Annotated in this window: 10 protein-coding genes; 4 read left to right on the plus strand and 6 right to left on the minus strand. The window is 39.8% G+C overall.

Annotation, left to right across the window (positions count from 1 at the left end):
• The first annotated feature begins 76 nt into the window (after positions 1-76).
• From MKZ25_RS07420 to MKZ25_RS07430, 3 genes are all read left to right on the plus strand, one after another.
• Entirely contained in the window at positions 77-1,063 is a 987-nt protein-coding gene (locus tag MKZ25_RS07420; protein ID WP_340800940.1) for an NADPH:quinone reductase, read from the plus strand.
• Positions 1,064-1,230: 167 nt separating this feature from the next.
• Positions 1,231-3,069, plus strand: coding sequence for a hypothetical protein (locus MKZ25_RS07425; protein ID WP_340800941.1), 1,839 nt, complete (start codon positions 1,231-1,233; stop codon positions 3,067-3,069).
• 128 nt (positions 3,070-3,197) lie between these two features.
• On the plus strand, positions 3,198-4,625 hold the full coding sequence (locus MKZ25_RS07430; protein ID WP_340800942.1) for an aldehyde dehydrogenase family protein: 1,428 nt from the start codon (positions 3,198-3,200) through the stop codon (positions 4,623-4,625).
• A gap of 611 nt (positions 4,626-5,236) precedes the next feature.
• Here MKZ25_RS07430 and MKZ25_RS07435 read toward each other — a convergent pair.
• From MKZ25_RS07435 to MKZ25_RS07455, 5 genes are read right to left on the minus strand one after another with little or no spacing between them, the layout of a single operon-like run.
• Positions 5,237-6,592 (minus strand): LLM class flavin-dependent oxidoreductase, encoded by a 1,356-nt coding sequence (locus MKZ25_RS07435; RefSeq protein WP_340800943.1) that lies wholly within the window; start codon positions 6,590-6,592, stop codon positions 5,237-5,239.
• Between the two features lie 13 nt (positions 6,593-6,605).
• On the minus strand, positions 6,606-7,418 hold the full coding sequence (locus MKZ25_RS07440) for an ABC transporter permease (protein ID WP_340800944.1): 813 nt from the start codon (positions 7,416-7,418) through the stop codon (positions 6,606-6,608).
• A complete protein-coding gene (locus tag MKZ25_RS07445) occupies positions 7,419-8,240 on the minus strand; it encodes an ABC transporter permease (RefSeq protein ID WP_340800945.1) in 822 nt (273 codons plus the stop codon). It abuts the gene before it with no gap.
• 21 nt (positions 8,241-8,261) lie between these two features.
• A complete protein-coding gene (locus tag MKZ25_RS07450) occupies positions 8,262-9,257 on the minus strand; it encodes an aliphatic sulfonate ABC transporter substrate-binding protein (RefSeq protein WP_340800946.1) in 996 nt (331 codons plus the stop codon).
• Positions 9,258-9,272: 15 nt separating this feature from the next.
• Positions 9,273-10,049, minus strand: a complete 777-nt coding sequence (locus MKZ25_RS07455) for an ABC transporter ATP-binding protein (protein ID WP_340800947.1) — start codon at positions 10,047-10,049, stop codon at positions 9,273-9,275.
• A 589-nt stretch (positions 10,050-10,638) separates the two neighbouring features.
• Between MKZ25_RS07455 and MKZ25_RS07460 the strand changes: the two genes are divergently transcribed.
• Positions 10,639-12,867, plus strand: coding sequence for an S-layer homology domain-containing protein (locus MKZ25_RS07460; protein ID WP_340800948.1), 2,229 nt, complete (start codon positions 10,639-10,641; stop codon positions 12,865-12,867).
• A 180-nt stretch (positions 12,868-13,047) separates the two neighbouring features.
• Here the strand turns inward: MKZ25_RS07460 and MKZ25_RS07465 are convergent, their stop codons facing one another.
• Positions 13,048-13,992 carry a bile acid:sodium symporter family protein gene (locus tag MKZ25_RS07465; RefSeq protein WP_340800949.1) on the minus strand — a complete coding sequence of 315 codons (945 nt, stop codon included), beginning with the start codon at positions 13,990-13,992 and terminating at the stop codon, positions 13,048-13,050.
• Between the last annotated feature and the right edge of the window lie 106 nt (positions 13,993-14,098).

The following is a 14,098-nucleotide window of genomic DNA, read 5'->3' on the forward strand; positions in this document are numbered from 1 at the left end:
TATATGTATTTGGACGGAGCTATCTCTATACAAATTATAATTTTTCTAATATTCTTAATATAATATAGATGATGGGGTGAAGTTATTGAAAGCAATACGTATTAATCAATTTGGAACATCTGAAAATCTAGTAGTGGAGCAAACAGATATATCTACACCATCTGAAAATGAAGTACTGATAAGCCTTCATGCAGCAGGTGTGAATCCTAGTGATGTATATACATCTACAGGTACATATGCGATTAAACCGAACCTGCCATATACACCAGGTCTGGACGGGGCTGGGATTGTTGAACAAGTTGGAAAACAAGTGACAAACGTAAAAGCAGGAGACCGTGTATTTGTCGCAAGCTTGCCGAATGGTAAGTCGACTGGTACATTAGCGCAACAGATTGTTTGTGAAAGCCGCTTTGTTCACCCAATTCCGGAGCAAATTTCATTTGAGCAGGGAGCCGCGTTAGGGATTCCGGCATTGACAGCGTACAGAGCATTGGTAGGAAGAGCAAAAGTGAAATCAGGACAAACGGTTTTCATTCACGGAGCAAGTGGGGCAGTGGGTTTGCAGGCTGTTCAAATTGCAAAAGCTCTAGGAGCAAAAGTAATTGGAACGGCAAGCCGTGATTCCGGGAAACAACTTGTAAAAGAAGCGGGCGCGGATGTTGTACTTGATCATATTAAAGAAGAAACTATTGAAACTGTACTTGATGCCAATGACGGCAAAGGTCCGGATATCATTATCGAATTTCTGGCAAACGAAAATCTGCAAACCGATTTACAGATGCTAGCCAAGCACGGTGTCATCGTTATCGTCGGAAACCGCGGGGAAATTGAAGTTAATCCTCGTTTTGTGATGCAAAAAGAATGTGATGTACGTGGAATGGTTCTGTTTAATGTATCGGCAGAGGAACACCAGGAACTGATTTATGGTGTGGCAAAGCTGCTGGAAACAGAACAGTTAAAGCCTGTTGTAGGTTACAGTTATCCATTGGAACAGGCTGGCAAGGCATTTGATGCAGTGATCAATGGGGAGCATAACGGTAAAGTTGTTATAAAAACTCAATAATACATCGTAGGGACTAGTATATATTGCTAGTCCTTTTTATCTGACCATTCTCATAAATAGAATCGATGCTTGTGATATTATTTTGTTTATTTGCAACTATTTAACAAATAGTTAACAAAGATTGTTATGATGGTTGTATAGAAACGAGAGGGATAGGTAGCAAGTGAATGGGATTTAAAGAGGAATTTAAGCGGGAAATGCGCAATGCCAAAAATGACATTGCAAAAGAAGTAGAAAAATATTGGGTCCTGGAGTATGACGGCCATCAAATAGAAGTAATGAATGGCATGATGAAAGAAGTTTTAAAGGTAGATGGCCAAATGATTGCACAAAATGTTCGGAAATCAATATGGTCGCATCTTATGCCATTTTCAACAATGAAAGGAACTTTCCAATCAAAAAGTGGTAGGACACATAAAGTGTATGTAAAAATAGGCGGATTTGTTAAATTGAATATAACGGTAAAAGTGGATGGGAAACAGCTGCTCCATGAGGCTACGAAACTGCAATTTTTACCATGGGCAAATAAGGAGTATATAGTACCTTTCCTTGAAGAGCAATTCCAGCAGAATCAGCAGCTAATAACAAAGGAGTTGCCGGATGACGAGTTTTTATATGATGAACATCATCCGAAATTTGTACCAGGATTTGCAGACCAGCTTCATCAGGAGGCAGTAACGCCATTTTATACGAAAAAGCTGATCAAGCTATTTTTAGAACAGGTCGCAAATCCGACTGATCAAACACGGAAAACAACCTACGAAAAAATTAAAGATGAGAAGGTCATCAGTTATTTCCATGAATTTCTGGAACTGTTTTATGAAGCTGAAAAAGATGAAGTCCGAGTGAAAGATGAGGCGATTTGGCTTCTTGAACATGCGGCACATCGTGAAGTTTTGAAGTTCGCGCTTCTCGTGTTAGGTACACTCAAATGTGAAGAGTATAAGGAACGTTTGAAAGTGATTGCATTACATGAAGAATTCACCGGAGTAGCCTTATTTGCGATAAAAAACGGCACAACAAACAGTAATGAGACGGTGTGGCATATTGCGCAAAATGTTTCGGACTGGGGTAAACTCGAAGCACTGAATTTTCTGGATGCCTCAAATGAAGATATCAGACAATGGATATTGCTGGAAGGGTTGAAAAATACCGTACCGGGTAATGCTTCGGCATTGATGTGTGCTGAAAAAGGAAAGCTTGATATTGAATTGCACGAAAAAATTATTTCCGGGAAAATATTTGACAGTGCAGGGACAATAATAGTAGCTCTTTTATACGATGGGGCTTATCAAACAATGGAGGAATATGAGTATGCAGGTCAAGTACTGATGCGCTATACACATCATGCGAAAACCCATTGCATGACACTGAGCCAATTTTTTATTTTGACACAAATATATGAGTACTTGCAATATGATGAAGAAACATGGGAAGATCGCTTTTCTTCTAACTGGAAACCGCATGAAAAGCGTACAGTAGAAGAAAATATCGAAGTAATTGCCCAAAATCGATTATGGTTGCAGGAAGCATTGGAAATACTGCAAAACGACCAAGAGAATGAGGAAAAGGCGTTAGCAATAGCCAAATATTATAAAGCAGATATTACGGACATCGTATTCGAAAAATTAAACAATCATCCTGAAAATGTGCAATATTATTATTCTTTATTTGCAGTGAAGGATACGCAAATTATCGAACGGCTAATAGGAATTACGCATTCTTTCGGAGATTTCAATGAACTGACGAATAATCAGAAAGTTGTTGTTTTATCGCTTATTGAAGAATTGGATCAGTATAATGGCGTTGGTATGGATTTCATTGGGCAAGCACTAAAAACTAACGACGGCCATTTGCAGTATATGGCGATTCAGTCATTGCATTCATACGATCGTGTGCATTGGCAAGGTACGGAAGTCAATCAACTTGTTGTTCGTTATGCAAAAGAATCAAAAGATCCGGATGTGAAGGAAATCGCCAAGCAATTGCTTGCGGTAAATGAATAGGTTACGCTGTTTGAAAATTCGAAGTGCTGGTACAGGCTTCGAATTTTTGTTAGGCCAAGCTTCAAATGTTTACTGACAAGTACAGAGGGAATATTTTTTAATAAGTCGATTTATAAAGGAGTTTGATTATGCTAAATCATACAAAACAATACATCAATGGGGAATGGGTTGAATCTACTGGAACAGATATAATTGAAGTAATTAACCCTGCGACAGAGGAAGTAGTAGGTAAGATTAGCAGCGGAACAAAAGAAGATGTGAATCGAGCGGTCAAGGCGGCGAAAGAGGCATTCCCTTCCTTTTCAAAAATGACGGTGGAAGAGCGAATAAAACTTTTGGAAGCTATTGCTGAAGAATATGAAAATCGTAAAGACGATTTAGTGAAAATAATGACCGCGGAATTAGGTGCGCCTATTACAAAATCGGAGGATATCCATTATAAGATGGGGCTTACGCACTTTAAAGAGGCGGCAGAACAGTTGAAAACGTTCAAGTTTACCGAAGAAAGAGAGAAATCATATATTCGAAAAGAACCGGTTGGCGTAGCTGGACTGATTACACCATGGAATTTCCCTACAAATCAGATTTCCACAAAGATTGCCAGTGCTTTGGCGGCCGGTTGTACAATGGTAGCAAAACCGGCTTCCCAAACACCATTTTCAGCAGTTATTCTGGCGGAAATTCTGGATAAAGCGGGTGTTCCGCAAGGCGTCTTTAATCTTGTCAACGGCTCGGGTTCAACAGTAGGTGAAGCAATCAGTACTCATCCGGATGTGGATATTGTATCGTTTACCGGTTCTGGTGAAGTGGGCAGCGGATTAATGAAGAATGCGGCAGAAGGTATTAAAAATATTTCATTGGAACTTGGCGGCAAATCGCCATTCGTTATTTTAAAAGATGCGGACGTAAAGGAAGCGGCAAAAACAGCATTAGGTCAAATTGCTATGAATACAGGGCAAGTATGCTCAGCTGCTACACGCATGATCGTACCGGAAGAAATGCATGATGAATTCATTGAAGCAATGAAAGAACTAGTCGCGGAATTTCCGGTAGGGGATCCACAGGATGAAAATACATTTATGGGTCCGCAAGTTTCAAAAGACCAATGGGAGACCGTTCAATCCTACATTAAAAAAGGTGAGGAAGAAGGAGCAACCATTGCAATCGGCGGCCCTGGCAGACCGGCTGGAATCGAAAAAGGATTCTTCTCGCAAATTACGGTATTTACGAATGTGAAAAACGATATGACCATTGCACAGGAAGAAATCTTTGGTCCGGTTATGTCGGTCATTAAGTATAAAGATTTAGACGAAGCAATTGATATTGCCAATGATACAATTTATGGACTTGCCGGTTATGTATTCGGAAATGATAAAGATGAGCTGAAAAAAGTCGCTATATCAATCCGAGCCGGGCAAATCCGTATTAACAATAGTGAAACAGATCGTTCGGCACCATTTGGCGGATTTAAACACTCTGGTATCGGCCGTGAATGGGGCGATTATGGGATCGAGGAATTTCTTGAGCCAAAAGCGATTATGGGAATGCCATTTTAATCGGAAAGCTGTCCAAGTGTTCGTAACTTGGGCAGCTTTTTGTTTTTAGGTGTACCGGGGAGGGATTTTATTAGAAAAGTTGGGTAGTATAGTAGAAGAAGTGCGTTTGTTATTTGAAGATTTGAGGGGGATATTAGAAAATCATCAAATATATTAGAACGTCGGCAGTTTATTAGAACAAATAATAATATAATAGCAGATTTATGAATTTATTAGAAAAACGGTACCCGACACCCCCGGAAAAATCAATTCAGATTCAAGTTATCCACAAGTAACTGAAAATTCCAAAAATTATTGCGCGGGCAATAACTGCGCTTCTGCCCAAAATAATTTCCTGAATTCCCCTCTTGTTAATTAAAAATGAATTGATGTTTATTTCCTATTACGCCTTCTTTCACTGATTCAATCAATCATTATGCCATTATTAGTTTTCTTTGTGTTATGAGTTTAACAAGTACAAAATTAAGTTGATTCGATGCAAAATTCTTTCAAAACAGAAAATCTCCTGGAGAGAATGAACTCACAGGAGATTGCAGCGGAAATTTTTATGGGAAATCAATTCATTGGGAAATAGGGGGAACTTCTTTTGCAATTTCGTAGCCAGTTTAGCATTAAATTTGTAAGCTCACTTGCTCCCTATTCTTTTTAAAGTGGTTTCTTTCTGGCCGGACCAGGCCTAAATGCTCGCGTAGCGTATTACCTTCATACTCTTCGCGGAAAAGACCACGTTTTTGAAGTTCAGGGATCACTAAATCCACAAAATTGTTTAAATGATCGGGCAAGACCGGTGGCATAATATTAAACCCATCGCAAGCATATTCATTAAACCAAAGTTCCAGTAGATCTGCCAGTTGCGCAGGTGTGCCGACAAATTCCAGATGACCCCGCGCTCCATGCATTTTACGACCGAGTTGGGCTATGGAAAGATTCGCTTCACGCGCGGAGTCTATAAATAACTGGATCCGGCTCTTCATCGCATTAGATTGTGCAGCTAAGTCAGGCAGCTCAGGAAGGGGACCATTTGCCGGATAGTCGGACAAATCAATTCCTAAAAAAGCGGAAACGGTTTTCAAAGCATCTTCATCCGAAATTAATTGGTTGAGCTCTTCATATTTTGCCCAAGCAGCTTCTTCTGTTTCGGCAATAATCGGTGAAATGCCGGGCATGATTTTGATGCTGCTTGGATCACGGTTTTCCTCAGCCAATTTCGCCTGGAGTTTCTTATAAAATGCTTTTGAACTTTCCAGTGATTGACTTGCAGTAAAGACCACTTCACCGGTTTTCGCGGCGAAGGCAATCCCAGCTTCGGACCCCCCTGCTACAACGAGTACCGGATAGCCTTGCGGTGGACGGGGAACATTTAATGGTCCACGTGATGCATACCATTCTCCTTTATAATTTATTTCCTTAACGGAGCCTGGTTTTAAAAAAGATCGATTTTCCTTGTCGTTAATGATTGCATCGTCTTCCCAGCTATCCCATAGATTACGTGCCAAATCTACATATTCTTCCGCCATTTTATATCGAAGCCCATGCTCAGGATGTTTATCTTTCCCAAAGTTCTGTGCTTCGGTATTATGCTGTGATGTAACAATATTCCATGCTGCCCGTCCCCGGCTAATATGGTCCAATGTCGCAAATCGTCTGGCAAGATGGAACGGTTCGTTGTATGTTGTAGAACATGTAGCTGTTAATCCTAATTTTTTGGTGTGACCGGCGATTGCTGATAAGAGAGTGACAGGGTCAAGCATACCGGATGCCGTTTGTTCAGCCCCTGAAACGTGGAGATAATCCGCCAGAAACATCATATCGAATTTACCACGCTCGGCAGTTTTTGCGACTTGAATGAAGTAATCAATATCAAATGGATTATGGCCAGATCCAGACGGATGCCGCCAACTTTCACTATGATGACCGCTATAATAAATAAATGCACCTAAACTTAATTTTCCTTCTCTTTTACTCATTTAAAATTCCCCCTTAACCTTTGTATGTGTCACGCCATTTTAAGGCGCGCTTTTCAATTGAACCGACTAGCGAATCTGTTAACTTGCCTAGGATAATAAATATAATTAGTCCGACAAAGACAATGTCCGTTTGGGAATAGGCGCGGGCATCCTGAATCATATAGCCGACCCCCGCACTTGCACCCATCATTTCGCTCACAACGAGGACGAGCCAAGACGTTCCCATTGCCAGACGAAGACCGAGTAGTATATTAGGCATCGCAGAAGGGAAGATCAGCTTCCTCAGCTTATCCTTAAAGGAATATTGTAAAATACCGGTTACTTCAAAAAGTTTTTGATCAACAAGACGAATCCCTAAAAAAATATTGACGTATACCGGGAAAAATGCGCCAAGAGCGATCATCAAAACTTTGCCGAATTCCCCAACCCCAAACCACAGGATAAAAAGCGGAATGAGCGATAACAGTGGTACTGTTCGTAGCATTTGAAGAGATGGGTCAATAATCTGCTGGACAATTTTACTGAAGCCTGTTGCAACACCTAGAATAATGGCAGTGACAGTACCTAACAGAAAGCCAAGTACTACCCTTTGTCCACTGGCAAGTAAATGCACATGCAATTCCCCGTTTGCTGATAAAAGCCAGAAAGTCGATAAAATTTTAAGCGGTGTCGGTAAAATATGCTCTTCTACGACACCGAACGTACCGGCCAATTGCCAAAGCAATAAGATGGAGACTGGAAAATAGAGCGGATATAAAATATGATGGAATTTTTCCAATGGCCAATTACGCTTTACTTCCACTGTTTCCTTCGATAGTAGTGTCATTTATTTCCCTCCTTCGAAATTGCTCTGCCATTTTAATAATTTTTTCTCCACTGTAAGAACAATAAAATCGGATAACTTGCCGAGAGATGCAAAGATAATAATTCCCACAAAAACAGTAGTTATAATCGACATGGAACGTGCATCATTTATTAAATATCCGATGCCTTGAGTTGAGCCCATCATTTCCGCGACTACCAACCCGAGCCATGCAACTCCTACTGACAAACGCAAACCTAGTAAAATATGCGGGAGCGCGGACGGGATAATCAGTTTTATGACGAGCTGTCTTCTATTAAACTGCAGTACACGCGCTACTTCGAATAACTTGCTGTCGGCTGAGCGAATTCCTAAAAAAGTATTTATATACAGCGGGAAAAAGGCACCTTTTGCGATCAGTAATAGTTTTGATGTTTCCCCAAAGCCAAACCATAAAATAAAAAGCGGGGCAATTGCCAGATGCGGTAACATGCGAATCATTTGAATCGTTGGATCAAATGCACGCTGGCTTTTATAGGAAAAGCCAACAATGAGTCCTAGCAATAACCCGAGAGAACCGCCAATAGCCAGACCGGCCAATGCTCGTATAACGGATACTTGGAGATGGCCGAGTAAATGCTGTTGTTGCAGTAAATAAATGAACTCATTCCAAATAGCTGTTGGAGCAGGGAGCAGAAGTGGGTTTAAATAGCCATTATGTCCTGCCCATTCCCAAAGTATGATTAAGCCAACAGGTAGGAGTGCACCAAGCAGCAGCTGCCGGCTCCTGGCAGTAAAAGCGGTTTTCTTCCTGTCTTTAGTAAGAGTTTTATTAAGTGTTACCATGACAGCACCTCCTCAAAAGAATTATTTAACGGCTTCCTTATAAAAGCGATTGTCGAATACTTCGGAAACATCGACTTTTTGACGAATGGTCCCAAGTTCATACTGGAAATCTGCCGTTTTTTGGTGTTCCTCAATAATTGCATCCTCTACTAAAATATTTATACTTTTTGACCGTTGCCTTGTTTGCTCCATCAACGTTACTGGTAGGTTACGTTCTTTCGCATAGCGTTCCACTGCCTCGTCTTCGTTTGCTGTTTCCCATGCCAAAAGTTCATTTACTGTTTTTAAATAAGTTACAACGAGTTCAGGATGTTCTTCAGCAAATTTTGACCGTGCAATCGTGTATGAAGGGGAGAGAAGACCGACTGTTTCTCCGTCTGCTATGATTGTTCCTTTTTCGGAAAGTGTATTAATTGTTAAGTAAGGTTCCCAAATTGCCCATGCATCCACACCCCCTGAATCAAATGCGGCTTGTGCTTCATCAGGGTTTAAATTGATTAACTCCACTTCATCTGCATTGATATTTTGTTTATCAAAGCTTCGTAAAATAAAATCATAGGCATTCGTACCTTTACCGACGGCGATTTTTTTACCTTTCAGCTCTTCCAACGAAGTAATGCCGCTTGATGACTGGACAATAACACCTACGTTTTTCTTTCCTTCCAGTGTTTGAGAAATAATCTTAAATGGAATATTGGCCGCTTGTGCTGTAATGACAGGCATATTGCCAAGTCCGGCAAAATCCAATTTGTTCGAGGCAATTGCTTCTGTCATCGGAGGGCCGCTTTGGAATTCCACCCATTCTACCGTTGCACCGTACGAGGCAAATGCCTCTTCAAATAATTGATCTTCTTGTGCCTTTCCAAACAGGCCGCCACTACCTTGAACACCGATTCGAACGACTACATCATTACTACTTGAGGATGCTTTTGTTGTTTTTGAAGATTCATCACTTGCGCACGCTGCCAACAGGAAGGTGAAAGCTACTACTAAAAATGTTAATAACTGTTTTTTCATAAAAATTCTCTCCTTTTAAATTCCTGCACCAACTGTGTAGGATTCGTCTTCCACTTTTTCAAATTCGTTCAGTACATTGCGACGCATCTCCTGGAAGGAAATGGATGACCGCTTTCTCGGAAAAGAAAGCTCAATAGGCAAAATGGCTTTAATATGTCCAGGTCGCGGATTCATAATGACAACCCGTTGTCCGAGGAACACGGCCTCATCCAAATCATGCGTTACAAAAATCATTGTTGTTTTGTTCTTCGTCCAAATATCGAGCAGTACTTCCTGCATATGTGAACGTGTGAATGCATCGAGTGCACCAAATGGTTCATCGAGCAGCAATACCTTTGGGTTTCTTAACAGTGCACGCGCAATGGACACGCGCTGTGCCATACCACCCGAAAGCTGTTTCGGATAGGCCGTTTCAAATCCCTCAAGCCTTACAAGTTGAATTAATTCATTTACTTTTTGACGAACAGCAGGGTTTTTTAAGGATTGGTCACCTGCGATGTTTTTTTCCACTGTTAGCCAAGGGAAAAGGCGTGGTTCCTGAAAAATAAAACCTTTCTCTAAACTGGGTCCCTTAATTGGTTTGTTGTCTAACTCAACACTGCCTTTATACGTTGTATCGAGACCTGCAATAATTTTAAGTAACGTACTTTTTCCGCATCCGCTAGGTCCTATAACTGTAATGAATTCACCTTGCTTAATTTGTAAATTTACATCTTTCAAAGCAATTACTTGTTCTGTGTTCGTTGTGAATATTTTGTTTAATGTTTGAATGTTTAACGCATGTTTTGTCATTATTTCCCTCCTTATTCATAAAAAAAAGAGGCACATACTGGCATTTTCAAATGCCAGTATGTGCCTCTAGTTGTCTAGTCAGCGCTAATACCTAGTAAACTTATATACATAATAAACAACCTTGTGAATATTGTCAAACAATTTCGAAAATGAATTTAAAAATCGGAATGGAATAGGCAGTCAGGTGTTGATACTACATGGAATAAACCGTGTGGCGACGGGTATTAAGTGCTTAGTGAAACGTATTTTTAAAAAATTGGTCATGTCTTCTTGATTGAAGTGGAAATATGCTGTTGTTTAAAAGTAGAGAAGCCTCGCTAGACGATACTATCGGTCAAAATAGGTGTTTTATTATTCTTTTAGGAATAATTCGAGATAAAGATGACAATAACTGTTAATATTTTCAGAAAGAGGGAAAAGGGAGGATTCGATTTTATATGTTACTGTAGTACATTTAGGTAGATGGCTAATTGGCTTTCATTCATTATTTACAGTTAAATTTATACAAATATGAAACCTTTTGTGTTTATATTCCGTAATATGTAAGTGTAAACAGATATTATAAGAAAAAGAGATAGGGGGATGAAGAGTGGTAACTTTTAAAAAGGCGGGTGCCATATTAACTGCCACAGCACTGTCTGTTGGATTATTAGCACCTATTGCAAGTGCTTCAACAGTAGGAAATGAACATATGGAAAGATTGCCGATCCAAGTTGCACAAACAAATACAACGATAACAAAAGAAGATCTAATGAAGCGTTTTAGAGAACTATTTCCAAATGAGTTCTCAAATGTATCAGAAAAAGATTTTCATACTGGGGCAGGTTTTTCCCGTCCTACAGACGCTGAGGTGCGTTACGAACTTAATTTCTCGAAAAATATTAATGACCAATATGAATATGGAAGTTTTGTTTTTGTGGGAGAAACGTTAGAGCTAGAACAATTCTACTATCAACCGGCAAACAGAAAGGATGTATTGTTCCCGGCGAAATATTCTAGAGAGGAAGCGCAAAAAGCAGCGGATATTTTTATGGGGAGGTTCAATAAAGGCGAAGGGTATGAGCTAGTGCCAAGTTCACAAAATTATTACTCACCTTCTATTTTAACGCAGCCTGTTGAATACTCATTTATGTATGAGAAGAAAAATTCGGGTATTCCAATTTCAGATCAGACTATTAATATTCGTGTGTTAGGGGATGGCACAGTGTCATCATTTTATAGAACAACCCCTCCAAAAAAAGATTTTACGTATGATGATTCATCGAAAAAACAAGATGAATCTATCATTACGAACCGCATACAGGATGCTTTAAAAGCACAGTTGTCTTACACAATTGTACCGGATTATTCAACAGGGAATCACAGAGTAAAGCTTGTATATGAACCAAGCAGCCAGGTAACTTCAGGTATCCATGCGCAAACAGGGGAATGGTTAACTGTGGACGGGCTCTCTTCAACATTGTCTGCTAAATCTATTACACCAATTGTATCTGCGCCATTAACGGCAAAACATCCAAATATGACAGCAGCGCAGGCACGGGCATTGGCTGAGAAATTGCTTGCAACAGATATAAAAGGTGTTCAACTGGAGATTGGAGCAGTTGATGAAACAACATCCGAGACTGGTAAAGAAGTATTCAACATTCAATATATGTATAACTATCGGAATGGTGGAACAGGAACTGTGCTGACAATTGATAAAGCGACAGGGGAATTCATTCATTACAGCGATATTAAAAGCAATCTTGAAGTGGACACTGATGACAGCGAGGCGGAAGTGAAGTTAACACAAAAACAGGCCTTGGATAAAGCAATCGCTCTTGTGAAAGAATGGATACCTTCATCTGCTCACAAATATGCATTGCCTGTAAATGACGGCTACCACGAAACTTACAATAACAGTTATAACTTTACGTTCCCGCGTATTGTGAACGGCCTATCAGTGGCAGGAGACAATATATCGGTAGGTGTTGATGCCAAAACAGGTGCTTTAGTGAGCTTGTATATGAGCGATTTTGGTGATTTGGAGTGGCCGGCAGCAACGGATATTTTATCTGAACAGGAAGCAACAAAAATATTGAAAGATGAGTTGAAACTGAAGCTGCAATATGTGAATCATGCAAAAGTGGGGAATGAGCAGCATTACAGTCTGGCATACCAGCCAATCTTCAAAGAAGGGTTGTCCGCGGGCATTGATGCCAAAACAGGTGAATGGTTAGATCCTTATGGAATGGCCAATTCGGACAAGCCGAAAATCGAACATCCAAAAGCTGCCGAAGAATTAAATTATTTAATTCATGCGGGTATTTTAGAAGTAGATGAAAAGTTTAACCCAGATGCCCCTATCACTAAAGAAGAAGCACTGAAGGTTTTACTGAAATCGGTAACATACATGTATTATAGCTCAAGTTACAATGAGTCCGAAACGGCGGACCAATCATTTACGGATGTTAAGCCGGACGATGCCTCATATGCATTTGTCGCACGTGCACTACAAATGGGAATGCTTGATGCCTCTGCCAAAACATTCAATCCTAAGACAGCCCTTACTAATCAGGAGCTGGCAAGATGGGTAATCGGTACACTGAAACTGAATAAACCTGCACAACTTAGTGATATATATGAATTGAAATATAGTGATGCAGCACTAGTGGATAAGGCATTACGTGGTCACGTGGCACTGGCATATGCAATGGGATTATTAGAAGCTGAAAACAATCAGCTGAACCCGACGAGTGAAGTCACATATGCACAATTAGCTCAAGTGACGATTCGTTTAGCCCATAAAATGAATGAATATCAGGTTAATAACTATTAATAAGGATGTAAAAGTGCTTATTGTCCAATAAAAAATATCCCATTGCTATAAGAACGGCAATGGGATATTTTTTGTAACCAAGTTGACTTAATGAAAAATCTTAGTTTATACAGAAGGAAATTAACTATGAAAAAAAGCGGTACGAATGTAAAGCTTCGTACCGTTTTTTTTGCGTAAAATCTATTTACTATTTTCCTTCTTATTCGCTTTTGAACCCCAATAGGTTGCTAGAATCGGTCCGGAAATATTATGCCAGAAACTGAAGATCGCACTAGGAACCGCTGAGACTGGGTCGAAGTGTGCCATCGCCAATTGCGCTCCTAAGCCTGAATTCTGCATCCCGACTTCAATCGAAACTGCTTTTTGATCATCGTATTTCAGTTTAAATAATTTCGCTACTAAAAATCCTAATAAGTATCCTAAACCATTATGTAAAATAACAATGGCAAAAATGATCAATCCTGTTTCCAAAATTTTATCGCGGCTTCCGCTTACTACCGCAGCAACGATCATCACGATTGCCACAACTGATACTGTTGGAAGAATATCAACACTTTTTTCTACAATCGGTCTAAATAAGAACTGAGCAAGAATTCCTAAAATAATCGGAATTAACACAACTTTAATTACTGACATAAACATGGCCATAAATGAAACTGGTAACCATTCGCTTGCTAATAAGTAGATTAGTGCAGGTGTTACAAACGGTGCCAATAATGTTGTACATGATGTAATCGTAACAGATAATGCCGTATTTCCTTTTGCGAGGAATGTCATTACGTTTGATGACGTACCCCCTGGACAACAACCTACTAATATAACCCCAACCGCAATTTCAGGTGGTAAATTGAAAACTTTTGCTAACGCAAATGCAAGTAAAGGCATAATGACAAACTGGGAAACGATTCCGATAATAACACCTTTCGGATATTGAAGAATTAATTTGAAATCATCTAATTTTAGTGTCATCCCCATTCCAAACATGACAATTCCTAATAATATGGTGATGTAACTGCCGATCCATGTGAAATATTCAGGTATCCAAATCGCTAAACCAGCGGCAACGAGTACCCAAATCGCAAATGTATTTCCTGCAAACTTTCCTATCTTCTGTAAAACTCCCATGATGATGTAACCTCAGCTTTCTGTTGAATTCATGTAATTGTAGTTTATTAAATTTCTAATTGCAATAATTTTCAGAATTTTAAGCGATTTCGTTATTATTCTAGTT

It is taken from the genome of Solibacillus sp. FSL W7-1464, assembly GCF_038004425.1.
Classification (GTDB): Bacteria; Bacillota; Bacilli; order Bacillales_A; family Planococcaceae; genus Solibacillus.